The following is a 26,235-nucleotide window of genomic DNA, read 5'->3' on the forward strand; positions in this document are numbered from 1 at the left end:
GAAAGATATTACCGCAGAAAAAAATGCGGTGGCGCAGCAAAATAAGGGGTCTATCCAAGTCCGTAGAAGACTGCTAAATGATAGGTAATGAATGAAGCCAGGTAAGCGAGGCCAAAGAGATAGCTCAGCATGATCGCTGGGATCTTCCAGCCACCAGTTTCACGCTTAACTGCTGCGATAGTGGAGAGGCACTGCGGGGCAAAGACAAACCATGCCAACAAGGAAAGCGCTGTTGCCAAAGACCAGCTGGTAGAGATTAGCGGGATCAAAGCATCTGCTGCATCAGCGCTAGAGCTAGACAAGGCGTACACCGTTGCCAAAGAGCTCACCACTACCTCACGCGCAGCCATACCAGGAACCAGCGCAATACTGATCTGCCAGTTAAATCCGATCGGCGAAAAAACATGGGATAAAGCCTGTCCCAACATACCGGCAATACTGTATTGAATCGGTGAACCAGTAGCCCAATCGGGTGGCGTTGGGAAACTAGATAGAACCCAGAGCGCCACTGTCATGATCAAAATAATTCCGCCAACCCGACGCAAGAAAATTTCAGCGCGTTGCCAGAGGCTAATGGCTAAATTTCCTAAACGGGGCATGTGATAGCTAGGCAACTCCATCATCAAGGCATTCATGCGGAATTGTTCGCTAGTGAAACGCTTCAAGATCCACGCAACACCCATGGCACCAAAAATGCCGGCGAGATAAAGCAAGAATAAGACCAGTCCCTGCAGATCAATGCCCATCCACAGCTTTTGGTTTGGAATAAATGCTGAGATCAATAATGCATAAACCGGCAAACGTGCTGAACAAGTCATCATTGGTGCAATCAAGATGGTGACTAAGCGATCGCGCGAATTAGAAATACTTCTAGTCGCCATAATCCCTGGAATAGCGCAAGCAAAGCTAGAGAGCAGCGGAATAAATGATCGGCCCGATAAGCCAACTGAACCCATCACGCGATCCAATAAGAATGCCGCACGCGGTAAATATCCAGACTCCTCCAACAGCAAGATGAAGAAAAACAAGATCAAGATTTGCGGCAGGAAAATGACGACCCCACCCAGACCAGCTAGCACGCCATTGATGAGTAAGCTGCGTAACCAATTATTAGGCAAGACTTCACCTAATAAACCACCGAAATATTCAATGGTGGTTTTAATCAGATCCATGGGCACGGTCGCCCAACTAAAGACCGCCTGGAATATGAAAAAGAGTAAGGCCGCCAGAATAATTGGGCCAATGATGGGATGCAGCAATACAGAATCCAGTCGATCGCTAAAACGATCAGGGATGATTTGATCCAAACCAAGACTTTTTAAAATTCTCTGAACTTGAATATTGTCAGATTCAGAATGGGCAATGTGTGAAGCTGCATTTTCTAAAGTAGCATCACTGGTGCCCGTGCGCAATGCACTTAAATCTTTCCAATCCAATTGATTGAAAAACGATTTAATGCCATCAGCACCATCTGCCTGAATGCCAATACTGGTCAGCACTGGCAGACCAAGCTCCTTGGAAAGTGCATCAGTATTGATCTCTAGGCCTTGACGCTTGGCGATATCGAGCATATTCAAGACAACCATACAAGGCAGTCCCAAGCGCTTAGCAGCAAGAACCAAACGCAGATTACGACGCAAGTTCATGGCACTCAAAATACAAACCACTAGATCAGGGCGCTTCTCGCCTTCTGCCCTGCCCAATAAAACATTGCAGGTCACTCTCTCATCCAAAGAACGTGGATAGAGGCTATAGGCACCAGGCAAATCCAAAATGCGAATATTTTTTCCGGAATCTAAACCCAAGCGTCCCTCTTTGCGCTCAACAGTCACGCCCGAATAATTAGCTACCTTTTGGCGACTGCCCGTTAGCAGATTAAATAATGCCGTCTTACCGCAGTTGGGATTACCTAAGAGCGCAACCAGTGGCTCATTCGAAAAAAAGTGAAGCTTAGATTCAGACATGGGGTTCGAGCTCAACTTCAATCATGTGGGCTTCAGATTTACGCAATGCAAAGGTAGAAGAGCCAACACGCACCATGAATGGGCCCTTACCCAAAAGACCCTTACGCAAGAGCGTCACTTGCTCGCCCGGTAAAAAGCCGATGTCTTCCAATTGCCCCTTAATTTGAGGCGCACCTTTGGGGGGATTGACCCCGCTAACCCTATAGGGTGAATTTAAAACGACTTGATCCAAATGCATGGAATGGTGTCACTTTTGACATTTAATAGGAACGATTCTCATTATATACCTTACAATTGAGAATGATTCTTATTAATAATCAGTCAAAATATATGAAAAACCACCTCCTAAGCCTTTTATTTGCTGTGCCCACCCTCTTCATGGGGACATTGAGTTACGCAAGCCCAATAGCAACAGAAATTTACATATCCATCAAAAAAGGTCGATTTTCGCCTTCTGAAATTGAAATTCCTGCTGATACCAAGGTAAAGCTGACGATTGAAAACTTCGACGACACACCAGAAGAGTTTGAAAGTTACGACCTCAACAGAGAAGTGCTCATCAACCCAGGCAGTAAAGCTTCTTTTTATATTGGCCCGCTCAGCGCTGGCAATTACAAATTTGAAGGGGAGTTCAGCCCAGAAACGGCGCAAGGAATTGTGAGGGTGAAATAATGCCGCATGCAATCAAGCGACTCTTCTTCATTAGCTTGCTAAGCTTCACCCCCCTCATCCATGCTGCGGAGTACTTGAGTGGGCCGGCTGACTATATTTACAGTCCCATCGTCGAGGAAGGCGAAAGGGAAATTGACACCAAGTTTGGGACGCAATCACCAAGAAATGGCGACACCTCAAGACAGTCAGGGGCATCCATTGGATTTGGATATGGCGTTAACTCTTGGTGGTTTACTGAAATCTACGGCAAGGCGATTTGGGATGGCAACACATCTCAATTTGATGCGGTTGAATGGGAAAACAAGTTTCAACTCACTGAGACTGGTAAATATCCAGTAGATATCGGGTTTCTGATTGAATTAGAACGTCCGCAAAATAGGAATGAGGGCTACGAGGCTAAGTATGGTTTTTTACTGCAAAGTGAATGGAAGAAATGGCAAGCCAATCTAAATCTATTGATGCAAGGTCATTACACGGGCACTGAAAATCAAGGCACTTACTTTGGCTACCAGGGCCAATTGAAATACCGCCTACAACCTGAATTTGAAGTGGGCGCACAAATCTACTCCTGGCTTGGCCAAGTCAACAGTTGGAATACTGATCAACAACAGCAATCCAGCGTCGGACCGGCGATTTTTGGGAAAACGAAATTGGGCCGCAAAGAGGCCATTAAGTACAACGTAGCCTATCTTTGGGGCACTACAGCGGCATCCCCACGCAATACCATCCGTATGCAGGCTGAATATGAGTTCTAGTCAAAATAAAGTTCGGCTGCATAGCTAGTTAGATGCTAATTTCTGATATGTTCTTAACTATCATTGATTCCACAAAGCTTCTGGCCGAATAACTTATGTACTTACCAAAACACTTCCAAGTAGATGATCTACAAATCCTCGCGCAACTCATCACCGAATACCCTCTGGCAACTTTAGTCGGAAATTTAGATGGGCATCTAGAAGTCAATCACCTGCCACTCATGCTGAGTAAAGATGGCAAGAAATTCCATGGCCATATCGCTAGAACTAACCCGCTTGTTAAAGTTGCTGAGCAAGAAAATCGGGAGGTCACCGCCGTCTTCCATGGTCCCAATGCCTACATTACGCCAGCTTGGTACCCCAGCAAACAGGAAACTGGAAAAGTAGTCCCCACTTGGAACTATGCCGTAGTGCATGCAGAAGGAAAGTTGAGTCTCATAGATGATCCGCACTGGATACGACAACACGTTTCTCAGATGACTGATACCCATGAGCCCACCTATCAATCAAACTGGAAATTAGCTGATGCGCCAGAAGAGTATGTGCAGATGATGCTTAAAGCCATTATTGGAATTGAAATCGAAGTCAGCAGTCTGGTTGGCAAATTCAAGTTAAGTCAGAATCGCAGCCCATCTGAATACACTGGCGTTGTTGAAAATCTCCAGAAGTCCCCGGAGGAAAACTTGCGCGCCATGCTGGTACTTATGAAGAAGCCACAGTAAGACTCTAGGGGATGGAATACCCATGTTTTATCAAGATAGACTTTGCAGCAGGACTCTGTAGATACTCATAAAGACTCAACACAACTTTAGGGGCGCCTTTCGTCAGGACCATGCGCTGACTGATCAAAGTATCTGCCCCATCTAAATGAACATACTGCGTAGTCTTAGCAACTTCTAAGGATTTAGCCAAAGACAAAGAAGTAAAGCCAACATCTACAGCACCAGAGCTGACATACATCGTAGCGATAGAAATATTTTCCCCGAATACGAGTTTGCCTTTAACTGCATCCCACAAGTGACGAGTCTGAAGGTATTGAGATGCCGCTGCACCGTATGGTGCAAGCTCAGGATTGGCAATGGAAATCTTATTAGCTCTTTTTAACAGAGAAGCAATCTGCTCAGGTACGTCGCTGACTTTGGGTTTACTCTTAGAGTTCAACAGTAAAACCAAATGCCCAATGGCATAAACAGCGCCTTGGTCTAGCGTTATACCTTCTTTATACAAACGCAGTGGGTAAGCCTCATCTGCGGCAATGAATAAACTAAAAGGTGCGCCCTGGAGAATCTGAGTGGCTAGATTTCCAGAGGATCCATAAACAATTCGGATGCTCTCGGGATGAGATTGCTTGAAGCCTTGATAAATTTCCTCGAATGCCGGCTTCATATTGGCGGCGACAGCCACGGTTGCAGTTTGCGCTTGAGCACACGCTGAAAGACATGCCAGTAGGATTAGGAGTAAGCGCAACAAATGAAGTGCCTAACAATAAAATTGAACTTCAGTTTATAACCAATCTGAAATTTGTCGATTCAGGCTCACAGCTTTATAGCCTGGAGTTTCTCCTGAGTAAGCTCGAATTTTACGAATTAACTTCGAAACTTGCGCTTCTGAAGCCAACTCCTTGTGCATGGCGATAAAGAAGATTTCGTCTTTAACAGGGATAAAGCCAAGACCATTTTCAATCGCGACATTTTTCACCCCCAACCCTGCATCGACCTTACCAGCCAGAATGGCGTTAGCCACTGCTGAGTGGGTGAACTCCTCCTGCAAGTAGCCATGAATATCTGTTGGGTCGATATTCTCCTCAATCAGTAAAGTATCAAGCAATAACCTGGTACCCGAGCCAATTTGGCGATTCATGAATCGAACCTTGCGCTTCGTTAGATCAATAACCGACTTAATGTTCAGTGGGTTACCTTTTTTAACCATCAGGCCTTGAGTTCGTTTCATCACAGGGAAAACTTGAATACCGCTTTTCATCAGTCGACTGTAAATTGCCTTAGAGCTTTTCTCATCGGACACATGGTATCCAGCAATATCGACTTCTTGATTCAAAAGCTTTTCTAAGGCCTCGCCTGACCCCGCTATTTTTAAAGCAAATCCCTTCACATCCTCAACAGCTTTTTGAATGATGGCATCGCTGCTCGAATGAAATTTCCACTTGGAGCTTTCAATCTTCTTCAACTTATTAAGTTCTAGTATTAATTTGTCGTAATGCAGTTTTCCCTGCTTATTGTGATCTGCTTGCATGCCATCAATAAAGCCAATGAAATATTCGCCAAACTGAGTCAACTCCGAGCCATGCCCTTTTGTCCTCAAGATGAGTTGCAGGGATAGCATTTCCTCAACGTCGTTTAATTTTCCCCACGCACTTCGATAAGACACCCCGGATTTCTTGGAAGCCTGCACCAAAGAATCCCCGCCCCCGATATTTTTTAATAATCCAGATAACCAAACTAAATCAACTGGGGTCTTATCGGCAACTTTCCCTTTGGGGATAAGCATTGGTCGTATATCAATTTGCATATGTAATCCATTGCATATTCAAGCGTCTCTAGAGTGTGGGATGATAACAACTTAATCGATCTATTGGTGATACAAATGAAAAAACTGCTCCTTAGCTTCACCGCCGCCCTCTCCTTGGTCTTGTTGAGCCAAAGTCAAATGGCTATTGCTCAAGAAAAGAGCATCGTTGTGTCATCTACAACTTCTACAGAGCAGTCGGGTCTTTTTGGCTACCTCCTCCCAATCTTTGAAAAGAAGGCTGGTATTCAGGTCAAGGTTGTGGCGGTTGGCACTGGTCAAGCTTTGGATATTGGTCGACGCGGCGATGCCGATGTTGTTTTTGTGCACGATAAGCCTGCTGAAGAGAAATTTGTAGAAGAAGGTTACTCAACTCAACGCAATGAAGTGATGTACAACGACTTTGTCTTGATTGGTCCAAAAGTTGATCCAGCGAAGATTGGTGGTGGCAAGGATATTCAGGCAGGATTACAAAAGATTGCTTCTACGCAGACTCCATTCATTTCACGCGGTGATAAGAGCGGTACGCACGCTGCAGAACTACGTTACTGGAAAGGCGCTGGGGTTGAAGTTTCTCCATCATCAAGCTGGTACAAAGAAACCGGCTCTGGCATGGGTCCTGCGCTTAATACAGCATCCGCTATGAATGGCTACATCTTGTCTGACCGCGCTACTTGGTTAACCTTCAAGAATCGTGGCGACCTCGTTATCTTGGTTCAAGGTGATCCAAAACTCTTCAATCAGTACGGTGTCATGCTAGTTAACCCTGTGAAGTACCCTCAAGTTAAAAAAGCTGAAGGACAGGCATTCATTGATTGGCTGATTTCTAAAGATGGTCAAGACACGATTGCTGGTTATAAAGTTGGTGGTGAGCAATTATTCTTCCCTAACGCTAAGAAGTAAGCCAGCGCCATTAGGTTCGCTTGAAACTAGCCTGCTACAGCGGGCTTTTTTACGTCAAGCCAAAACGCCTGACCAATAGGGACTTTACAAACTGAGTCAGGCCAAAGTAGCAGAGCAGTATGGGGACTAAGCCATACCAGTAGATGGCTGGTAGTGGTGACATCTGCAGCGGGCCTGCAAGATGACTAAATGGTAAGACTATGGCGACGAGACAAATAACGCCGGTTGTCAGAAGCAAGGGAAGACTTGGTCGGCTTTGTATAAAGGGGATCTTGCCTGTTCTAATGATATGCACGATCAGCGTTTGCGACAGTAGTGACTCCACAAACCACCCCGTCTGAAACAGGCTGGCATCAGCTAGAGAATCTGCGCGCAGAACAAACCACAGTAAACCAAAGGTGGCGTAATCAAACAATGAGCTGATGGGCCCAATACAGAACATATAGCGGGCGATATGGGCGATATCCCAAGTGCGTGGTTCTGTTAGGTATTCCGCATCAACATTATCAGTAGGTACTGAGGTCTGGGAAAAATCATAAAGCAGATTATTCAAGAGAATTTGCACTGGCGCCATCGGCAGAAAAGGAAGCAGTGCACTCGCGCCGACCATGCTGAACATGTTGCCAAAGTTGGAGCTTGCAGACATCTTGATGTATTTCATGATGTTGCCAAACACCTTGCGACCTTCCAGCACCCCTTCTTTCATAATCAAGAGATTCTTCTCCAGCAAAATAATGTCTGCTGATTCTTTGGCTATATCTACTGCTGTATCAACAGAGATGCTCACATCAGCTGTTTTTAGTCCTGGGCCATCATTAATGCCATCACCCAAATAACCGACTACGTGCCCTTTTGATTGGAGTACTTGTATCACCCTTGCCTTTTGTTGTGGTGACATTCTGGCAAATACTGAGATCTCTTCGGCAACTGTGGCGAGCTGATCATCGGTAAGTTCATCTACTTGTGAACCTATCAATACTCTCTTTACAGAGACGCCAACCTCGCTGCAGATTTTGCGCGTTACCAGCTCATTGTCGCCAGTCAAAATTTTGACCTTCACCCCTAAAGCATGCAATTCGGCGATTGCTGGCCTAGCAGAATCCTTTGGGGGGTCTAGGAAGGCAACATAGCCTACTAAGGTGAGATTGCTCTCATCGGCGACGGTGTAGTGATTATTAGGGTTAGCGTTGGCAATCGCAATCTCTTTAATAGCCACTGCAATTACACGAAAACCATCGCTACTGAGTTCTGCAAACAGCGATTCTTGTTGAGTCTTCAGCTCAGGGGTAATGGCTTGCACTTGGCCGTTCAGTACAACCTTGGTGCAGCAACTGGCAATCTCCTCTACCGCGCCCTTGCAAATCAGAATCTGCAAGGCTTCATTTTGTTTCACTACTACAGACATGCGACGACGCTGAAAGTCGAAAGGAATTTCATCGAGCTTTTCAAATGCAGCAGCTTGATGCAATTTTTGATGAATATCGACGTGCTTGAGCACCGCTACATCCAATAAGTTTTTTAGTCCGGATTGGTAATGGCTATTGAGGTAGGCATACTCCAGAACTGTTTCATCTTCGTTACCAGCAATATCAACATAGCGCTCCAGGATGATTTCATCTTGAGTCAAAGTGCCAGTCTTATCCGTACACAGAACATCCATGGCGCCTAAGTTCTGAATGGAATTCAGGCGCTTCACAATCACCCGCTTCCGGGACATGGCGATTGCACCTTTTGCAAGGTTAATCGTCACCAGCATAGGCAGCATTTCAGGAGTAAGGCCAACCGCAACTGCTGTAGCAAATAACAAGGCCTCCAACCAATCTCCTTTGATCAACCCATTGATGAGGAAGACTGCTGGGACCATAACGGCCATGAACTTGATCATGAGCCAGATAAATTGCTTGATGCCTTTATCGAAGCTGGAGGTCTTTTTTGCAGAAACAATATCTTTTGCGAGTTGACCAAACATGGTCTGTGAAGCTGTGTGAACCACGACTGCCAATCCCAGGCCTGAGACAACATGACTACCCATAAAGCAGATATTAGGAAGTTCAAAGACTGACTTAGCATCACTACTACTAGCAACCTTCTCTACTGGCATGGCCTCACCAGTTAAAGAAGATTGGTTAACAAACAAATCATTTGTGCTCAATAGGCGAAGATCTGCCGGAATCAGGTCGCCAGCTGAGAGTTGGACGAGATCACCAGGGACAAGCTCGCTCAAAGGAATGTCTTGTTCAAGGTTCTCGCGCAAGACGGTCACCTTAATACTCACTAGTTGGCGTAGTTTCTCTGCGGCTTTATTAGATTTGTATTCTTGTAAAAAAGCTAAGCCTGTAGATAAAAAAACCATCGCTGCAATCACCAGGGAACCCGTTACACCACCCGTCACCAAAGAAATAATTGAGAGCGCAATTAAGAGCAAAGGCAAAGGCGATAAAAATAATGCTAAGAACTGTAAAAGCGGATGAATCTTGCGTGTGATGTCTATGGTGTTGGGGCCATATTGCCGGAGCCTGCTGATGGCAACATCCTTACGCAAACCCTCTATCGAACTCCCCAACTCCTTTAGCAAAGAATCGTGCTGTACATTTGAAAAATGTGTTATGTCTAAGCTATGTTGCTGCACGAGATTCATAGAATCATTGTAGGCTCATAGGCTATTTCCAGCCAAAGAAAATGCCCGACAGATTGAAGCCTGACGGGCATTTTGGGATGCAGAAGAAACTCTGCAAACGGTGTATTGCTAATGCATTACTTCTTAGGAGTTACAAAACCAATGGCTGTGTCGTCAACAAACTCAACAATGACATCATCGCCAGCTTTGAATTTCTCAAGACCAAGAACGCTTTGATCCACTTTAACTCTTTGCTTTTCACCGCTAGGTAATGTGAAAGTCACTACGCGAGTCTTAGCATCAATCGTAGTAATTTTTACTGTTGCATAAATAGTGTCAGTCGTTTCTTCAAATGGCTTTGCAGATCCCTTGCCGGCAATCACAACAGAGCGAACACCAGAAACGCCTGGTTTAGCATCTTTACCAGCAGCTGTTAGGCCAATCGCAATCGCTTGAGCATGCTCAACCAAAAATACGTCGCCCTTTTTAACTTTATCCAAATCGTTTACTTGCTTGGAAACATTCATCTGCGCTAGATTGCCATTGGCATCTTTCAATACAACAATGCGCTTCTTAGCATCTACTGAATCAACGGTGGCGCTTAAAACAGCTACATCGGCTGCTAAAGGAAGCATCTTTGCTGGAAGTTGCGCAAAGGAAGAAGCTGCAAAAGTTAAACCTAGTGTTGCAAATAGTGTGACAAGTAATGATTTCTTCAAGATAACTCCTAAATAAGTAAGGGTTGTAAGTTGAACCCAGTATCTGGGCTTCATTTTTCATTGTAACTACGATATTGATGCTTTTTATGACAATTTCTGCCGCCGGCTAAACAAGGTCTCGATTGTTTGATACATTGAAGGAAATGCACATGATTTCGATAAAACCATGGTCTGAGGCCATTACTGAAGCCCTTCCCATACGTATGGCTATATTTGTGCAAGAGCAAGGCGTGCCAGAAGAATTGGAGCTTGATGAGTCCGATGCGGATGCCGACCATGCTTTGGCCTATATCGGACCTTTATGCGTTGGTACGGCTAGACTCATAAGGCTAGCAGGCAAAAAGGGGCAAATCGGTCGAATGGCTGTCTTAAGTGGACATCGCCGAAATGGCATCGGCAGTTCACTTTTGAAAACCCTGCTAGAGCTGGGGAGATCCCAAGGAATAATGGAGTTTGAGCTTCATGCCCAAGTCACGGCTATGCCTTTTTATGAGAGGCTAGGTTTTAGTTCTTTCGGTGAAGTCTATGACGAAGCAGGAATTCCTCACCGTAATATGATTCTGATATTGCAGTAAATATTGAACCATCAACCTAGCCCCAATGAGGAATAAGTATGCAAGAAGGTAAGCTACTCACTTTTATTAAAGGGCTCACCCTGCTGCTGGATGAAAAGGTTTCTGAAGAAATCATTTTCACCAAAGGCAAAAGACTGCTTGAAGCTTTGATTAAGGAAGATGATTGGTTGCCCGATGAACTCAGTAAGCCACACCCTGAGTACTACCAGCAATATCTTTTATATGCGGACCCTCTCGAGCGATTTTCTGTAGTGAGTTTTGTGTGGGGGCCAGGACAAAAAACACCTATTCATAATCACACTGTATGGGGCATGGTGGGTCAATTGCGTGGCGCCGAAAAAGAAACCGCCTTTCATCTACAAAAAGATGGCAGTTATCAAGCCGGTGAGGAATCTATTTTCTTACCCGGCCAAGTAGCGATGGTTTCACCCAATACTCATGACATTCATGTCGTAGCTAACAACTTAAGTAACCAGCCTTCAATCAGCATCCATGTGTACGGCGGTAATATCGGCAGAATCGAAAGAGCCGTCTTTCATCCAGAGACAGGCGCCGAGAAACTCTTTGTCTCCGGCTATGTCAATGCTTTCACGCCCAATCTATGGCATTCCTAGGGCGATAGGCTAAAATACAGCCTCTTACTGCAGACACCCTAGTGTGGCAGCTCACCCCATTGGCCGGGATAGTCGTTTAATTGAATACGGGCCAATATTTCATTGGTCCCTATGTTATTTACAGAACTCGGTTTATCTGATTCCATCCTGCGCGCGATTGAGGAGCATGGTTACACCACTCCCACCCCAATCCAAGCTAAATCTATTCCAGCAGTACTCAAAGGTGGCGACTTACTGGCTGCCGCACAAACCGGCACAGGCAAGACTGCTGGCTTTACCCTGCCGATTCTGCAACGCTTACTCAGTAATGCCAAACCCACATCCGGAAAGCGTCAGCTCAAGGTATTAATTCTGACTCCTACTCGTGAGTTAGCAGCTCAAGTACAAGAATCCGTTGTGACCTATGGCAAATACACCGGTCTTAAATCTACTGTTATCTTTGGCGGTGTGGGCGCTAATCCCCAAATCAAAGCGATTCAAGCTGGCTTAGATATTTTGGTAGCCACCCCTGGACGACTGTTAGATTTGATGTCCCAAAATTGCGTATCACTGAGTGCCATTGAAATTCTGGTTTTAGACGAAGCCGATCGCATGCTCGACATGGGCTTTTTGCGCGACATTAAAAAGATTTTGGCTGCCCTGCCAAAACAACGTCAGAACCTCTTGTTCTCCGCAACCTTTTCAACTGAGATTAAAACGCTCGCTGATAGTCTTTTGAACTCCCCTGCTTTAATCGAAGTAGCGCGCAGCAATAGCGCCAACGAAGCGATTGCACAGTTAATTCATCCGGTAGACAGAACCAACAAGCATCCGCTCTTGGCGCATCTGATCAAAAGCAATGATTGGAAGCAGGTTCTCGTATTTACGCGCACCAAGCATGGCGCCAACAAGTTAGTTACCCAATTAGAAAAAGATGGCATCACCAGCATGGCCATCCATGGCAATAAGAGTCAAAGCGCACGTACTAAAGCGCTGGCTGATTTCAAGGCTGGGAAGATTGCTGTATTGGTAGCAACTGATATTGCTGCGCGCGGCATCGATATCGACCAACTCCCTCACGTCGTGAACTATGACCTGCCAAATGTATCGGAAGACTACGTTCACCGTATTGGCCGAACTGGTAGAGCTGGGTCCAATGGGGTTGCCGTATCCCTAGTCTGTGTGGATGAGCACCAAATGTTGAAAGACATTGAGAAACTGATCAAGCAGAAACTTCCACAAGAAGTGATTCCTGGATTTGAACCAGACCCAAATGCAGTGGCTCAACCCATTCAGATGCGCAGTCAGCAACACCAGCAATCTAGAAAGCCTAGACCCTCTGGGAATGCCGGAGGTGGCGCCAAACCAGCGGCCAAGCGCTCTAGCCCGCCTAAAAGAAGCTTTAGCCGCTAAAACCCCCCTTTAAAATCATTCCGTGAAAACCTTTTAACCTTTATCACCCATAAAAAGATATCCAATGACTATTACCCGTCGCTCAGCCATCAAAGCCATCGCAAGCGCCTTTGCACTACCGGCCCTCAATCCAATCACATCTGTATTCGCACAATCCTCACCAGAGTGGACTACTTATGAGATCGTTACTGAAGTTAATCTTGAGAACACCAATGGCGCTGCTGAGGCATGGATTCCTTTGCCACTCGTTTTGAATACCGATTATTTCAAGACACTGTCGATCAGACCGGAAGCAGGCGATACCAAAGTAGAAAGTAAGATTTATGAGACACCAGACAAGCAAGCTCGCATGCTCTGGACTAAATGGGACAAGTCAGCCAGCGCACATTCAGTGAAGGTTGCCATGATTGTGAGCACCCGCAATCGCCACCTAGAACTCTCCACCCCAAATCCAGCTTTAAAACTTTCCAAAGAAGAGCAAAAGTTCTGGACACGCGCGACAGCCTATCTACCAACTGATGGCATTGTTAAAGCAAAAGCACAAGAATGTCTTGCCTCCCTCCCTGCAAATGCAACAGATGTTGATAAAGCAAAAGCAATCTACAACTGGGTTGTAGACAACACTCACCGCGATCCTAAAACCCGCGGTTGTGGCCAAGGTGATGTCAAGTTGATGCTAGAGACCAATAACCTTGGTGGAAAATGCGCAGATATTAATGCGGTCTTTGTGGCTCTCGCTCGCTCTGCAGGTATTGCCGCTCGTGATGTATATGGCATTCGTATCGCTGATTCTGCTCGTGGCTATAAGAGTCTTGGTAAGTCTGGTGAGATCACTAAAGCGCAACATTGCCGTGCTGAGTTTTATGCCAGCGGCTATGGCTGGTGCCCAGTAGATCCTGCGGACGTTCGCAAAGTGATTCTTGAGGAAACTGGCGGCCTAGCTGTGACCGATCCAAAGGTAGTGGCAATCCGTGATTACCTATTTGGCAATTGGGAAATGAATTGGATGGCTTACAACTATGATCACGACATCGCCCTGCCCGGCTCTAAGCTTGGTAAGAATGGTGTGATTCCTTTCTTAATGTATCCACAAGCAGAGAGTAAAGAAGGTCGTTTTGATTCGCTAGACCCAGATAACTTCAAATACAAAATTACAAGCCGACTGATTGGTTAATGTTTATTTTTAAGAATTTCTAGTGATAGATCTGATAAAAAAACAAACAGCGAGGGGAATATTTCTCTCGCTGTTTTTTATTTGTCTCAGCCTATGGGGTGCTTACGCCTCTGCGCAATGGCAAGCCGTCAGCAAGGTTGGCTTAAGCCAAACCCCACCATTACTGCTCAATAACTTAGCGGGTACACCAGTTGATATCAACGCTTTCAAAGGTAAAGTCGTGATTGTGAATTTTTGGGCTAGCTGGTGTGAACCGTGCAGAGAAGAATTTACAGAGCTTACCTACTTGCAAGATAAGTACGGCGCCAAAGGTCTGAAAGTTTTTGCCGTGAACTTGGCAGAAATGAAACCTCGCATTACCCAATTCCTTAAAGGTAATGGCATCCCTGAAAACGCTATCGAGGTTTTGCAGGACCGCAACAGCATCATTTATAAAACCTGGAAAGCCCGCGGCATCCCAACGACCTTCCTTATCAATAAGCAGGGCAAAATTGACGGCGTCTGGATTGGCGCAATTGATAATGCCGATAGCGAAGAAGTGAGCGGTAAAATTGAAACGCTACTACGTCAATAAATGACTATTTCTGATCGAAAAACAATGAACACCATTCATCATCTAGAAAATACTGAACCTCGCCTTACCTCCCTGTCTCATGGTGGTGGTTGTGGATGCAAGATTGCACCGGCCGTCCTCTCAGAAATTCTAAAAGGTGTGCCGCAACTACCTTTTCCTAAAGAGCTGCTGATTGGTATTGAGACTTCTGATGATGCAGCTGTCTATCAGATTAATGATTCACAAGCGATTGTTGCGACCACGGATTTCTTTATGCCGATCGTCGATGATCCATTTGATTTTGGGAAGATTGCTGCTACCAATGCCATTAGCGATATTTATGCCATGGGTGGTACACCACTCTTTGCGCTTGCACTTGTTGGTATGCCTATCAAGGTCTTATCAAATGCCACCATCGCACGCATTCTAGAAGGTGGCGCAGAAGCCTGTCGTAGCGCAGGTATCGCTATTGCTGGAGGTCATACGATTGATTCTGTAGAGCCCATCTATGGATTGGTAGCAATCGGCATCATCGACCCAAAACAAATCAAGAGCAATGCCGCAGCTAAACCGGGTGATGTTCTCATCCTTGGAAAGCCCATTGGTGTCGGCATTCTTTCTGCTGCATTAAAGAAAGATCTCTTGAGCCCAGCTGGTTATCAAGAAATGATCTCCAACACGACCAAGTTAAATTCGGCTGGCCCTGATCTTGCTAAGTTGCCTGGTGTTCATGCTCTCACCGACGTCACTGGCTTTGGTTTAGCCGGTCATATGCTTGAGCTGGCACGAGGGTCACATTGCACAGCCCATATCGACTGGAGCCAAGTGCCACTTCTCTCTCAAGTGCAAGAACTTGCAGACCAAGATGTCATTACAGGGGCATCGGATCGCAATTGGCAAAGCTATGGCGACGAAATTTCTTTACCAATGGGTTTCACTAAAGCACAACAGGCTTTATTAACCGATCCTCAAACCAGTGGCGGACTACTAGTCTCTTGCAGTCCAGATACAGTTAAAGAAGTGTTGGATATCTTTAGTCGCCATCAGTTCTTGGGTGCGCGCGTCATTGGCCAAATGGGTGCAAAAGAAGAGAAGTCGCTGGTGATTTCTAATTAAATGTCTATTCGACTTTAGTTAGATTAAATACGCTAGAGAAATCCAGCGCACCATTTCCAGCTTTACTGTGTAACTCGTACAAGTGATGAGCCAACTCTCCCAAGGGAGTGCTGGCATTTAAATCCTGCGCGTTCTCCACTGCTAAACCTAAATCCTTCAGCATTAAATCCACCCCAAAACCACCTGCATAGTTTTTGGATGAGGGCACATTCTCCATTACGTTCGGGCATGGGTTGTATAACTCCAAAGCCCAATTACGGCCAGAGCTTTTCGTCATGATGTCAGACAAGATTTTCGGGTCCATGCCATTGGCAATACCCAAACGTAGGGCCTCACTTGTTCCCAGCATCTGAATACCCAAGAGCATGTTGTTGCAAACCTTAACGGTTTGGCCACTGCCATTAGCACCTGCATGGAAAATGTTTTTACCCATCTTCTCCAGCAGAGGTCGAGCCCGCTCTAGATCCTTGGCATCGCCACCAACCATAAAGGTCAAGGTAGCCGCTTGCGCCCCGGCAGTACCGCCTGAAACTGGGGCATCGATCATGGCAAATCCCTTGGCTTTAGCAGTTTTGGCTACGTCTTGGGCAACCTTAGGTGAGATAGTGGAGCAGTCAATCAATAAGGCCCGAGGATTGGCATGGGCCAAGATGCCAGCATCGCCAAGATATAGACTTTCCACATGGCGTGAGGCCGGGAGCATGCTGATTACGATGTCGGCGTCAATGACAGCTAAAGCGGCGCTCTTTTCTGGCAGACCACCTGCACCAACAAAAGCGTCAATCTGACTCTGAACTAAATCAAAGCCAGTAACGCTATACCCAGCCTTCAAAAGATTGAGTGCCATTGGCAAACCCATGTTGCCCAAACCAATAAATGCGACCTTCATATACACCTCTCGCTATAAATCATCAACCGACCTTCTGCTTGCTAGGTAGAGAACACCCTCTTTCCCATATCTTTCTGAGTGAGGCTCATATGCGCCTAAGTAAAAAATATCACCAGGCTTATAAACAGCACTTTCACCTTCTATGATTAACTCAATATCACCATCTAAGATCAGCGCATACACTTCAAAAGGATGAGAGTGCTCATCCAATGATCCGCGGGGCTCACGTTGGACCTCAACAGGGTCAGGATAGCCCTCTTGCATCAGCATGTGTATAAATTCTGTTTTAGTCATCGATTCAGCAATGGCGGATGCGCACTAAAGCAAAAAGCCTAGTCCATTACTGAACTAGGCTTTTTAAGAATATGAGTGGAAATTACTTCTTAGCTTCCATCGCCTCTTTTGTAGCTGTGATCTCTTTACGACGCTCTTTACAGGCGCCAGCGATTTCTTGTAGTGCTTTACGAGCACGTGCAGCAGATGCCTTAATGCCTTTTTCAATGAACTTTTCATTCTCTGCTTTGTATGCTTCAAAAGCAGCTAGCAATGTATCGTGTTGTGACATCTTGTCTCCTCTTAATTAAATATTCAATTACAAACGCCGAATCAGTATATATCGATAAAAACGATAAAAAATGGGGCTTTTCATCAGGGATAACTCTTAGAAGCAGCACATCAGACAGAATGTTCAAATTACAGAAAAATATCCCGGAGACCCTAGAAATGTTCAAAAAAACCCTTCTTTTACTTATTACTAGCGTCATTTGCATGTCAGCGGGCGCACAGAGCAGCTCTTGGCCTTCCTCAAGCAAGCCAATCACCTTTATTAACCCCTTCCCCCCAGGTGGAGCGGTAGATGCTTTTGGACGCCCCTTAGCTAAACAGCTCTCTACTCAACTGAATGATTCTATTGTGGTCGACAATCGCGGGGGTGCGGGTGGAACGCTGGGTGCTGCAGTTGCAGCAAAAATGGCTCCTGATGGTTATACCTGGCTTCTTGGTGCGGTGCATCACTCAATTGCCCCGAGCATGTACGCCAATCTCTCCTACGACATTACAAAAGATTTTGAACCAATAGCCATTATTGGCAGCGTACCCCACGTGATTGTTGTTAACCCAAACAAATTTCCTAAGAATGATTTGAAATCGATCATCGAAGAAATTCGCAAGCACCCAGGAAAATATAACTACGCATCAACTGGCAATGGCACCTCACAGCATTTAACTGGTGAATTATTCAAGATGCAAAACAAATTATTCATTACACATATCCCGTATCGGGGAACAGGGCCGGCGTTACAAGATGTAGTTGCAGGACAAGTGGACATGATGTTTGATACCTTGGCAGGCGCTGCGCCCTTCATTAGGAATGGTCAGTTAATTGCCGTGGCTGTTACCACCCAAAAACGAGTAGACGCTTTTCCAAACCTACCTACGGCCCAAGAATTAGGAATATCAAACTTTGTAGTTTCTAGTTGGTACGCTATGTGGGCCATTAAAGGCACCCCGAAAGATATTATCGAGAAAATGAGTGCTGAAGTACAAATTGCACTTGCCTCACCAGAAATCAAGGAGCGCTGGGCCTCCATGGGAGCTAGCGCACCCAAGATGACGCGGCAGGAATTAGCAGTCTTTATCAATCAAGAAATTGTGCGCTGGAATGATGTTGTTAAAAAATCTGGTGCAAAGTTAGATTAATTTTTAATTGCTATCATTCATATATTTAGTTATTCATCAAATAAGAGAGCCGTATGAGCTTCAATATTACAAATTATTCTTTTGTTCGCAACAAGCTACTCAATAAAGAAGAGATTGCTTTTTTAGATGTGCGCGAAGAAGACCCACATGCTCAAGAGCATCCCCTCTTTGCAGCAAATCTTCCGCTCTCTCGTATTGAGATTGATGCCTTTGGAAAGTTACCCAGAAAAGATGTCTCTATCGTTACCTTAGATGATGGCGAAGGATATGCCGAACTTGCTGCGCAAAAATTACGAGGGCTTGGATATGCCGATGTTTCTATTTTTGAAGGCGGAGTGCAGGCATGGAAAGCTGCTGGCGGCGAAGTGTTCAAAGATGTTAATGTGCCAAGCAAATCGTTTGGCGAGTTGGTTGAATCTAAACGTCACACCCCCTCTCTATCAGCTCAAGAGGTTCAGAAGTTAATTGATGACAAGGCTGACGTAGTGGTAGTGGATGTCCGCCGCTTTGATGAATATCACACCATGAGCATCCCAACCGGCATCAGCGTTCCAGGCGCTGAACTGGTTCTGAGGGTTCCTGACCTAGCCCCTAATCCTAAGACAAAAATCATTGTGAACTGTGCTGGTAGAACCCGTAGCATTATTGGCACACAATCCTTGATTAATGCCGGTATTCCTAATGAAGTGAATGCATTACGCAATGGCACGATTGGCTGGACTTTAGCTGGGCAAGTTCTCGATAAGGGTCAAAGTCGCAAGTTTAAAGAAGTGAGCAATGAAATTTCTGATACCGCTGCTGAACGAGCGCGCTCCGTTGCTGATCGAGCCAATGTAAAGTGTGCAAGCTTTGCCGATGTAGCCAAATGGCAAGCGCAGGTAGATCGCACGACTTATTTCTTTGACACTCGCACCCCAGAAGAATATGAAGCTGGCCACTTACCAGGATTTCGTTCTGTTCCTGGTGGACAGCTCGTTCAAGAGACGGAGATGGTTGCCCCAGTAAGAGGCGCCCGTATCGTCTTAGCAGACCCTGGTGGCGTTCGCGCAAACATGCCAGCTTCATGGCTAGCGCAGATGGCCTGGGAGGTTTATGTATTAGACGATATTAAGGCCAGTGATTTAACGCAGAAAGGTCCATGGCAGGCTCCTATGCCAAGCCTGCCGAGTGTTCAGAGTGTCGACCCAACCATGCTTTCAGAATGGATCAAGGAGAATTCCAATACCTTGATAGTGGATTTCAGTACCCATGCTAATTACGTCAAGGGCCACATCCCTGGCGCTTGGTTTGCGTTGCGCTCACAGCTAGTAGATGCTTTAGGAAAACTCCCCAAGGCTAATCGCTACGTTCTCACCAGCACCCCACCGCAATTAGCTAGCTTTATTGCAGAAGAATTCAAATCCCTGAGCGGTGTTGAGGTTTATGTACTCAGGGGCGGCAACACAGGATGGACTGATGCAGGATTGGAGATTGAGAAAGGCGCAACACATCTCGCCTCGCCACCGCTAGATCGCTATAAGCGCCCCTATGAAGGTACTGGCATTGATACTGCAGCCATGCAGGCTTACCTAGACTGGGAGTTTGGTTTAGTTGAGCAGTTAGGCAAAGACGGCACCCATCACTTTTGGGTTCTCTAAGCTTATTCCAATAAAAAAGCGCTGGTAAGTCCAGCGCTTTTTTTGCTTGCATTTTAAGTTAAGCAATCTTATTGCGAATGATCCCTACCCCAGTGATTTGTGTTTCCATCATATCGCCTGGCTTTAAAAACTCTTGAGGAGTTCTACCAAAGCCCACACCTGAAGGTGTGCCGGTGGCAATAATGTCGCCAGGGAGTAATGTCAAACTGCGTGATAGTTCTGAAATAATCACAGGGATTTTGAAAAACATCTGCTTGTAACTAGCATTTTGTTTTTCAACGCCGTTCACACGGCAGATGATGCGCGTGTCATCCAAGTCAACGCCGCCAGCCGTGACAACCCAAGGGCCCATTGGTCCATGACCATCCAAGCTCTTACCTTTAAACCATTGGCCTGAGTGACGTTTCTGCTGGACATCGCGTGCAGTAGTGTCGTTATAAGCAGAATAGCCAAAAACATAATCCATGGCGGACTCTTCGGAAATATTCTTACCCTTCTTGCCAATAATGACTGCTAATTCAGCTTCCCAATCAATCTGGGTTGAATAACCGCCATCATAGGGAATGCTATCAAAAGGACCATTCATAGTCTGAGTACCCTTGGTAAAAAGAACGGGAACTTTTGGATACTCTTTGACAGCCGAATCAGCGCGATTCTTTTTACCCTCGTCAAAGTGATCTAGGTAGTTCCAACCCACACAGTAAATATTGCTTTGCGGTTTAGGAATGGGTGACAGCAAAATCACTTGATTGACATTGACCAAATTAGAGCCACGATTCTTAAATAGCGTAGCAAGCTCTAGCAATCCCCTGTTACCGGATGCGGCTAAAGAAATTGTTGAAGTAGGATCAAATGAAAGTTGCACCTTTTGACGAGCAGCTTCTGCTGGGATGTCGACTACCAAACCATCATTGGTGACCAAGCCTAAGCGAGAAGTAGCTCCCATCTTCGGTAAATAGTTGGCAATGCGAAATCCCGCCTTACCAGTCATTGGCTCCACTACGATCGGCTGACGATCTTGGGCTGATGCAGCTCCAGCAGGCATCAGTAAGCCACCAATTGCGGCTGAAGTTCCAAGCTTGAGCATATCTCGACGATTTGTATCCACAACATCTCCTTTTTGTATTTTTACTAAGGGCCTTCTAAGGTCCCATTGCCTCAAATCTTAATACGAAAGCTTGAAATAGGCAGGAATTTTGAAAAATGGCTATTCTTAAAGCCATGAAACCATTCCATATTCAGCTCAGTGCCTGCCTAGTGATAGCCTTGCTTCTCAGCTTAAGCGCTTGTGAGCGGGAAACGTACACCAGCTGGAATTGCGAAAATACAGCTGGTGACAAGTTGCCCATGGTCCTCAAAAAAGCCCAAATGCAACTTCAGAGCAAGCAGTTAAATTATTGTGGCAGTCTAGGGGATAAGAGCTACTTCGATAGCAATTGCCCAGCTGCGATTGAAAAATCTCAGGTCACCTTCATTCCTAGTACAGGGGCTTTGCTAGATCAAGACAATCAACTACATTGCAAAGCGCTTTAAGTAAAAATCATATGTCTATCCACTCCTCAAACCCTATCCATCCCAAGAAATTACTACTTACTAAATGGACTGCCGTTCATCCCACCAATAAACAGAAACATTTTTTAGTAAGCAAGGTCATTTTTCCAGAGCCTCCAGACGAGAGAATTGAGTTTATTGAGCTTGAGGCTATCTATAGCAATCAGACTCAGATCATTCCTTGGCGCGATCTTAGTAATCCAGAAATCTGGATTCAGGGCTGGAAATAAAAAAGACCACTAGCAAGCGGTCTTTTATCGAGGGGAAAAATAAAATCAATCGTTCTTCTTCTTGCCGCCAGAGGCCTTACTAGAAAGACCATCTAGGTTTTTCTCAGCAGCATCCGCTACTTGATTAACAATCCGGCGTCCTTCTTTAAACATTTTCTGACCCGTAGTCGACATCTCATGAACAACTTTAGAAAGCTTATCAGCATGCGCTGGCAATTTATTCTCAGCATCCTCTAACCAGCCCACTAAAGAGGTGCGCACTTTCTCTAAATGCTTCTCTGTTTCATCAGCAGCATTTTCGCCAAGATCTTTCAGAACAGCTTTAACCTTCTTCTGGTAGACAGCTGCACGCTTTGCAGCCTCTTTAGTCGCCTCTTCTTGTAAGTCTTTAAGCTTAGTCAGGTCATTTTTAGCTGCAGACTTAGCGCTATCCAGCGCATTTTTCATGCCCCACTCAATTTCTGCAATGTGGTGCTCACTGAGTTGCTTGGCGGCATCCAAGAGCTTATGGGAATAACTAAAAAGTTCTTTTGCTTTTTCTTGTTGCCATTTTTGAAAATCTTTTGCGTCCATCATTTTTCCTTAATAAAGTGATTATGAATAAATACCAAAGTGCTTCATCAACTGCTTCTAAGATAACTCTATACCGATTTTCTATACTTGCCAATTGCCCTGCTTTTCCATATTAAAATAGGTTTATGACAGGACAAAATAGCCTATATGAAGCCATTGGCGGTATCGACAAAGTCGATGAGCTGGTTGATCGCTTTTACGATTTAATGGCACTGGAAGAGACCTTGTCCGATCTTCGTGCCATGCACCCTGCTGACCTCTCTGGATCTCGTGAAAAACTCAAATTTTTCCTCACGGGCTGGATGGGCGGGCCTGATATTTACTCGCCTAAGTATGGTCACCCAATGTTAAGGGCAAGACACCTCCCTTTTAAGATTGGCATGAAAGAGCGCAATCAGTGGTTAGCTTGCATGTATCAAGCGCTTGAGGATTGCGGTATTGAGGGCAATATTGCCGATCAATTGCATGAATCTTTCTTCAACACTGCCGATTGGATGAGAAATCAACCCAACTAGCAAGAGCCTCAGTCGAGCTTAGCGCCAGCTTGCTTGACAGCCTTCGCCCAACGCGGCATTTCTGTGTTCAAGAATTTCGTAAATTGCTCTGCATTTAAGTATGCGGGATCAGCCCCCTGATCCATCATCTTCTTTTGAATCTCAGGCGATTCCAGCGTCTCTTTAAATGCTTGGCTTAATTTATTCACCACCTCTAGTGGAGTGCCTTTAGGTGCCAGAATTCCATAAAAACCCACTACTTCTAAATTGGCCACACCTGTCTCGAGGACTGTCGGGGTATTTGGTAAAGCTGGGTTACGTTTAGCACTCGTTACTGCTAGCGCCCTCACTTTGCCCTGCTTGGCATAGTTAGCAGCCTGGGGGACAGACTCCGCCATAAATTGCACGTGACCAGCCATGAGATCAGTAAAGGCTGGCGCACTGCCCTTAAAGGGGATGTGCACTATAAAAATACCGGTTTCATTTTTAAGCATCTCTGGCACCAAATGGGAAATTCCGCCATTGCCAGCGGAACCATAATTCAATTTTCCTGGGTTTGCTTTTGCGTAGGCAACAAACTCTTTGAGTGTCTGCGCCGGAACATCGTTGTTCACAATTAAGGCTAATGGCTGCTGGGCAGTGCGTGCAATGGGCTGAAAGTCCTTCAAAGTGTCATAAGGGGATTTTGTATAGATCGCTGGGTTAATCACCATCGTCCCTGTATTGGCAAGTAACACCGTGTATCCATCAGCAGGAGACTGAGCAACAAACTGGGCGCCTACTGCACCACCAGCTCCAGACTTGTAATCGACAATGACTGGTTGACCTAATGCATTTTGAAGCTTATCCACCAGAAGACGTATATGGGCATCTAAGGGCCCACCCGCCGGAAATCCAATAACAACTTTGATAGGCTTATCGGGATAGGCGGCTTGCACCCCCTGCAATAGCAAAAAAGATAGCGTTATAACTAGAAATGTCCGGACAGCGCGCATGGATATCAACTTTGTCATGGTGGAGTGAGTGTAGTTAGATACACTTTACCCGAAAGGCACCCCATCTAAACATGATTGAACTCGTCACCACCTACTTAAACGACCCTGGCGTTTGGATCGCATTCCTAACCCTCTGCGCCCTTGAGGTTGTCTTAGGGATCGATAACATCATCTTTATCAGCGTCATCGCCAATCGTCTCCCAGTGGAAATCCGCGAACAAGTCAGACAGTTTGGCCTGCTTTTTGCACTACTCACCCGCATTCTGTTGCTATTAAGCCTTTCTTGGGTGATGGGACTCAATCAAGCATTACTGACTATTGCGGATCATGTCATTTCGGGGCGAGATTTAATCTTATTACTTGGTGGCTTCTTCTTAATCTGGAAAGCCTCCAAAGAAATTTATACAGAAGTAGAAGTTGGTGAAGCACACGATACCAATCAGAGCTCTGAAACACGTGCTATTGATTCAAAATCAATGTCAAAGATGTTCATTAGCTCAGTTGTGCAAATTGGTTTACTCGATATTATCTTTTCACTCGACAGTGTGATTACTGCTGTGGGAATGGTCGATCAAATTGGTGTGATGATTGCCGCTGTGCTTGCTTCAGTTCTGATCATGCTGGTCGCAGCCAAGCCTATTGGGGACTTTGTTCATAATCACCCCTCCATTAAAGTGCTGGCCCTATCTTTTTTGACGGTAGTTGGCGTTGTCCTCATTGCCGAGGGAATGGGAGTGCATATTCCCAAAGGGTATGTCTATGTCGCAATGGCATTCTCGCTGTCGGTAGAGCTACTGAATATCCGTTCACGCAAGAAGAAGAAAAGCTCTGCGGATTAAAGTGCTTGAGCGCAAGCAAAGCCGCTTGACCAAGCCCATTGGAAGTTGTGCCCCCCAAGATGGCCTGTGACATCTACGCACTCGCCAATGAAATACAGTCCAGGATGATTACGCGACATCATGGTTTGACCATCCAACTCTTTGGTATCAACCCCACCTAACATCACCTCAGCTTTTTTCCAACCCAAGGTTCCCGCTGGTTTGACAGACCAATTGGTAAGCAACTCTTTTAATACCTGTCGATCTTTCTTAGAGACCTCAGCCCATTTGCGACCCAATAAGTTTTTTTGCTCTGCAAATGCTTTTGCTAGACGTTGCGGCAATACTGAAGCCAAAATAGTTTCAGTAAGCTTGAGTCGATTATCTTCATTATTGAATAGATCATCGCACTGAAAGCTGCTGCCAACTTCAACCGCACCAAGCCAATCAATATGAATGGCTTCGCCCTCAGTCCAATAACTACTTGCTTGCAATACTGCTGGGCCAGACAAGCCTTTGTGTGTGAGCAATAGATCTTCATTGAAACGACATGCGCCGTATCGACTACCTTTTGAGCCAGAGCTGATGCGGACAGGCAAACTCAGACCAGCCAATTCATTGAGATTAGAAAAAGTCTCAGAAGTGAACGATAGCGGCACTAAGGCGGGACGAGGATCAATCACATTGAGTCCGAATTGCTTGGCAATATCCAAGGAATATGCAGTGGCCCCAATTGCTGGTACTGGCAAACCACCAGTCGCCATGACAACTGCCTTGGTTTTTTCTACTCCTTGATTAGTTTGAATAGTCCAAACATCTGCCTCATGAGAAATCGCTTCCAACTTTACGGGATTGCGAATCTTCACGCCACCTTTAGCACACTCAGAAAACAATAAATCAATGATCTGTTTTGCCGAGTCGTCACAGAAGAGTTGTCCCTGATGCTTCTCGTGATAAGCAATGCGATAGGTCTGCACTAACTGAATAAAATCTTTCGAAGAGTAACGCGCCAATGCACTTTTTACAAAGTGTGCATTAAGAGATAGAAAATTGGCTGGGCTGCTATGAAGATTCGTAAAGTTACATCGCCCACCTCCGCTGATACGTATTTTTTCACCTAATATCTCAGCGTGATCTAGTAGCAATACTTTTTTACCGAGTTGACCTGCAACACCAGCACAAAATAAACCAGCAGCTCCGCCACCAATAATGACGGCATCCCAAATTTTGCTCATAGTTTATTTAAAGCGCTCAATGATTTCAGTAGGAATGTTGAGCTTTTCCATATGCATGCGGGTATAGGCCCGTCTAAAGTTCTTTGTCATGGAGATCATGACGGACGCAGTCCAAGCAAATGCAAACATGCCAGAGAAGGCAATAATGATGGCTAGCATTTTCCAGCCAGGCGGCAAAATATCATCCATAAATCCCATTGCCGTATAGGTACTGCCCGCAAACAAAATACTTTCACTCAAAACTGGGAGCAATTTAAAAGCCCACAGGGAGATACCCCAAATAAAGATCTCAGCAATGTGCGTCAGAAATAAACACAGAATGCTGATGTAAAAAACAACAGCGACTGAAGAATGCTTATGTTCAGAAAGATACAAAAACGATTTAACCTCGTAGCGCTTAGCAATCTGTAATAAGGCGGCTCCATGCACCAGCATGACCAGCAGCAAAATAGCGATTCCCAGTGCATATCCAGGAAGATCTAATTGGGTAATGAGAGTGGAGGCTTGAGGCGTCATCATGATCAGCCTATTTTACAGA

The 26,235-nt window shown here is 45.5% G+C and carries 30 protein-coding genes; 16 read left to right on the forward strand and 14 right to left on the reverse strand.

What is annotated here, in order from left to right; all coding sequences use genetic code 11:
* Positions 1-50: 50 nt before the first annotated feature.
* Both feoB and ICN49_RS06870 read right to left on the reverse strand, forming a co-directional pair.
* The gene (gene feoB, locus ICN49_RS06865; RefSeq protein WP_216166952.1) at positions 51-1,964 is read right to left on the reverse strand and encodes a ferrous iron transporter B; all 1,914 of its coding nucleotides are present in this window, start codon (positions 1,962-1,964) and stop codon (positions 51-53) included.
* Entirely contained in the window at positions 1,957-2,202 is a 246-nt protein-coding gene (locus ICN49_RS06870) for a FeoA family protein (protein ID WP_216166953.1), read from the reverse strand. Before ICN49_RS06870 ends, feoB begins: the two co-directional genes overlap by 8 nt.
* Before the next feature lie 92 nt (positions 2,203-2,294).
* Between ICN49_RS06870 and ICN49_RS06875 the strand changes: the two genes are divergently transcribed.
* From ICN49_RS06875 to ICN49_RS06885, 3 genes are all read left to right on the forward strand, one after another.
* A complete protein-coding gene (locus tag ICN49_RS06875) occupies positions 2,295-2,636 on the forward strand; it encodes a cupredoxin domain-containing protein (RefSeq protein ID WP_216166955.1) in 342 nt (113 codons plus the stop codon).
* Positions 2,636-3,391, forward strand: a complete 756-nt coding sequence (locus ICN49_RS06880; RefSeq protein ID WP_216166956.1) for a hypothetical protein — start codon at positions 2,636-2,638, stop codon at positions 3,389-3,391. Before ICN49_RS06875 ends, ICN49_RS06880 begins: the two co-directional genes overlap by 1 nt.
* 95 nt (positions 3,392-3,486) lie before the next feature.
* On the forward strand, positions 3,487-4,113 hold the full coding sequence (locus ICN49_RS06885) for an FMN-binding negative transcriptional regulator (protein WP_216166957.1): 627 nt from the start codon (positions 3,487-3,489) through the stop codon (positions 4,111-4,113).
* A 4-nt stretch (positions 4,114-4,117) separates the two neighbouring features.
* On the opposite strand, the gene modA is transcribed toward ICN49_RS06885, so the two are convergent.
* Together modA and ICN49_RS06895 are read right to left on the reverse strand one after the other, a co-directional pair.
* Positions 4,118-4,861 carry a molybdate ABC transporter substrate-binding protein gene (gene modA, locus ICN49_RS06890; RefSeq protein ID WP_255535426.1) on the reverse strand — a complete coding sequence of 248 codons (744 nt, stop codon included), beginning with the start codon at positions 4,859-4,861 and terminating at the stop codon, positions 4,118-4,120.
* A 33-nt stretch (positions 4,862-4,894) separates the two neighbouring features.
* Positions 4,895-5,917 (reverse strand): helix-turn-helix transcriptional regulator, encoded by a 1,023-nt coding sequence (locus ICN49_RS06895; protein ID WP_216166959.1) that lies wholly within the window; start codon positions 5,915-5,917, stop codon positions 4,895-4,897.
* 75 nt (positions 5,918-5,992) lie between these two features.
* Between ICN49_RS06895 and ICN49_RS06900 the strand changes: the two genes are divergently transcribed.
* Positions 5,993-6,817 (forward strand): ABC transporter substrate-binding protein, encoded by an 825-nt coding sequence (locus ICN49_RS06900; RefSeq protein WP_216166960.1) that lies wholly within the window; start codon positions 5,993-5,995, stop codon positions 6,815-6,817.
* A 49-nt stretch (positions 6,818-6,866) separates the two neighbouring features.
* Here ICN49_RS06900 and mgtA read toward each other — a convergent pair whose 3' ends face one another.
* Entirely contained in the window at positions 6,867-9,455 is a 2,589-nt protein-coding gene (mgtA, locus tag ICN49_RS06905; protein ID WP_216166962.1) for a magnesium-translocating P-type ATPase, read from the reverse strand.
* 116 nt (positions 9,456-9,571) lie between these two features.
* A complete protein-coding gene (locus ICN49_RS06910) occupies positions 9,572-10,153 on the reverse strand; it encodes a hypothetical protein (RefSeq protein WP_255535427.1) in 582 nt (193 codons plus the stop codon).
* Between the two features lie 149 nt (positions 10,154-10,302).
* On the opposite strand from ICN49_RS06910, the gene ICN49_RS06915 reads away from it, so the two are divergent.
* The 6 genes from ICN49_RS06915 to selD all read left to right on the forward strand — a co-directional run bounded on the left by ICN49_RS06915 (position 10,303) and on the right by selD (position 15,577).
* Positions 10,303-10,728, forward strand: coding sequence for a GNAT family N-acetyltransferase (locus ICN49_RS06915; RefSeq protein ID WP_255535428.1), 426 nt, complete (start codon positions 10,303-10,305; stop codon positions 10,726-10,728).
* 38 nt (positions 10,729-10,766) lie between these two features.
* Positions 10,767-11,342, forward strand: coding sequence for a cysteine dioxygenase family protein (locus ICN49_RS06920; RefSeq protein WP_216166963.1), 576 nt, complete (start codon positions 10,767-10,769; stop codon positions 11,340-11,342).
* A 111-nt stretch (positions 11,343-11,453) separates the two neighbouring features.
* Positions 11,454-12,734 (forward strand): DEAD/DEAH box helicase, encoded by a 1,281-nt coding sequence (locus ICN49_RS06925; protein ID WP_216166965.1) that lies wholly within the window; start codon positions 11,454-11,456, stop codon positions 12,732-12,734.
* Between the two features lie 64 nt (positions 12,735-12,798).
* The gene (locus ICN49_RS06930) at positions 12,799-13,908 is read left to right on the forward strand and encodes a transglutaminase-like domain-containing protein (RefSeq protein WP_216166967.1); all 1,110 of its coding nucleotides are present in this window, start codon (positions 12,799-12,801) and stop codon (positions 13,906-13,908) included.
* A gap of 22 nt (positions 13,909-13,930) precedes the next feature.
* The gene (locus ICN49_RS06935; protein WP_216166968.1) at positions 13,931-14,482 is read left to right on the forward strand and encodes a TlpA family protein disulfide reductase; all 552 of its coding nucleotides are present in this window, start codon (positions 13,931-13,933) and stop codon (positions 14,480-14,482) included.
* A 24-nt stretch (positions 14,483-14,506) separates the two neighbouring features.
* Entirely contained in the window at positions 14,507-15,577 is a 1,071-nt protein-coding gene (gene selD, locus ICN49_RS06940) for a selenide, water dikinase SelD (protein ID WP_216166970.1), read from the forward strand.
* 4 nt (positions 15,578-15,581) lie between these two features.
* Here the strand turns inward: selD and mmsB are convergent, their stop codons facing one another.
* From mmsB to ICN49_RS06955, 3 genes are all read right to left on the reverse strand, one after another.
* Positions 15,582-16,466, reverse strand: a complete 885-nt coding sequence (gene mmsB / locus ICN49_RS06945) for a 3-hydroxyisobutyrate dehydrogenase (RefSeq protein ID WP_216166971.1) — start codon at positions 16,464-16,466, stop codon at positions 15,582-15,584.
* A gap of 12 nt (positions 16,467-16,478) precedes the next feature.
* Complete coding sequence (locus ICN49_RS06950) at positions 16,479-16,760, reverse strand: cupin domain-containing protein (RefSeq protein ID WP_216166972.1); 282 nt, start codon at positions 16,758-16,760, stop codon at positions 16,479-16,481.
* A gap of 82 nt (positions 16,761-16,842) precedes the next feature.
* Positions 16,843-17,031 carry an Hc1-related histone H1-like protein gene (locus ICN49_RS06955; protein WP_011903187.1) on the reverse strand — a complete coding sequence of 63 codons (189 nt, stop codon included), beginning with the start codon at positions 17,029-17,031 and terminating at the stop codon, positions 16,843-16,845.
* A gap of 119 nt (positions 17,032-17,150) precedes the next feature.
* Here ICN49_RS06955 and ICN49_RS06960 point away from each other — a divergent pair, with 119 nt between their 5' ends.
* Both ICN49_RS06960 and ICN49_RS06965 read left to right on the forward strand, forming a co-directional pair.
* Positions 17,151-18,164, forward strand: a complete 1,014-nt coding sequence (locus ICN49_RS06960) for a tripartite tricarboxylate transporter substrate binding protein (protein ID WP_255535429.1) — start codon at positions 17,151-17,153, stop codon at positions 18,162-18,164.
* Between the two features lie 53 nt (positions 18,165-18,217).
* Positions 18,218-19,801 carry a rhodanese homology domain-containing protein gene (locus ICN49_RS06965; RefSeq protein ID WP_216166974.1) on the forward strand — a complete coding sequence of 528 codons (1,584 nt, stop codon included), beginning with the start codon at positions 18,218-18,220 and terminating at the stop codon, positions 19,799-19,801.
* A 58-nt stretch (positions 19,802-19,859) separates the two neighbouring features.
* Here the strand turns inward: ICN49_RS06965 and ICN49_RS06970 are convergent, their stop codons facing one another.
* The gene (locus tag ICN49_RS06970; protein ID WP_216166975.1) at positions 19,860-20,909 is read right to left on the reverse strand and encodes a fumarylacetoacetate hydrolase family protein; all 1,050 of its coding nucleotides are present in this window, start codon (positions 20,907-20,909) and stop codon (positions 19,860-19,862) included.
* Positions 20,910-21,004: 95 nt separating this feature from the next.
* Between ICN49_RS06970 and ICN49_RS06975 the strand changes: the two genes are divergently transcribed.
* Positions 21,005-21,334, forward strand: coding sequence for a hypothetical protein (locus ICN49_RS06975; protein WP_216166977.1), 330 nt, complete (start codon positions 21,005-21,007; stop codon positions 21,332-21,334).
* Positions 21,335-21,345: 11 nt separating this feature from the next.
* Complete coding sequence (locus ICN49_RS06980) at positions 21,346-21,582, forward strand: TIGR02450 family Trp-rich protein (protein ID WP_216166978.1); 237 nt, start codon at positions 21,346-21,348, stop codon at positions 21,580-21,582.
* Positions 21,583-21,627: 45 nt separating this feature from the next.
* On the opposite strand, the gene ICN49_RS06985 is transcribed toward ICN49_RS06980, so the two are convergent.
* Positions 21,628-22,155 (reverse strand): hypothetical protein, encoded by a 528-nt coding sequence (locus tag ICN49_RS06985; protein WP_216166980.1) that lies wholly within the window; start codon positions 22,153-22,155, stop codon positions 21,628-21,630.
* 125 nt (positions 22,156-22,280) lie between these two features.
* Here ICN49_RS06985 and ICN49_RS06990 point away from each other — a divergent pair, with 125 nt between their 5' ends.
* Positions 22,281-22,670: a group II truncated hemoglobin gene (locus ICN49_RS06990; RefSeq protein WP_216166981.1), complete on the forward strand. Its 390-nt coding sequence runs from the start codon at positions 22,281-22,283 to the stop codon at positions 22,668-22,670.
* 8 nt (positions 22,671-22,678) lie between these two features.
* Here ICN49_RS06990 and ICN49_RS06995 read toward each other — a convergent pair whose 3' ends face one another.
* Complete coding sequence (locus tag ICN49_RS06995; RefSeq protein ID WP_255535433.1) at positions 22,679-23,662, reverse strand: Bug family tripartite tricarboxylate transporter substrate binding protein; 984 nt, start codon at positions 23,660-23,662, stop codon at positions 22,679-22,681.
* Positions 23,663-23,715: 53 nt separating this feature from the next.
* On the opposite strand from ICN49_RS06995, the gene ICN49_RS07000 reads away from it, so the two are divergent.
* Positions 23,716-24,483, forward strand: a complete 768-nt coding sequence (locus ICN49_RS07000) for a TerC family protein (RefSeq protein WP_216166983.1) — start codon at positions 23,716-23,718, stop codon at positions 24,481-24,483.
* Here the strand turns inward: ICN49_RS07000 and ICN49_RS07005 are convergent.
* Together ICN49_RS07005 and ICN49_RS07010 are read right to left on the reverse strand one after the other, a co-directional pair.
* Positions 24,480-25,697: a BaiN/RdsA family NAD(P)/FAD-dependent oxidoreductase gene (locus ICN49_RS07005; RefSeq protein ID WP_216166984.1), complete on the reverse strand. Its 1,218-nt coding sequence runs from the start codon at positions 25,695-25,697 to the stop codon at positions 24,480-24,482. The genes ICN49_RS07000 and ICN49_RS07005 overlap by 4 nt on opposite strands.
* 3 nt (positions 25,698-25,700) lie before the next feature.
* The gene (locus ICN49_RS07010; protein WP_255535434.1) at positions 25,701-26,216 is read right to left on the reverse strand and encodes a hypothetical protein; all 516 of its coding nucleotides are present in this window, start codon (positions 26,214-26,216) and stop codon (positions 25,701-25,703) included.
* Between the last annotated feature and the right edge of the window lie 19 nt (positions 26,217-26,235).

Source organism: Polynucleobacter finlandensis (assembly GCF_018881755.1).
Lineage (GTDB): Bacteria > Pseudomonadota > Gammaproteobacteria > Burkholderiales > Burkholderiaceae > Polynucleobacter > Polynucleobacter finlandensis.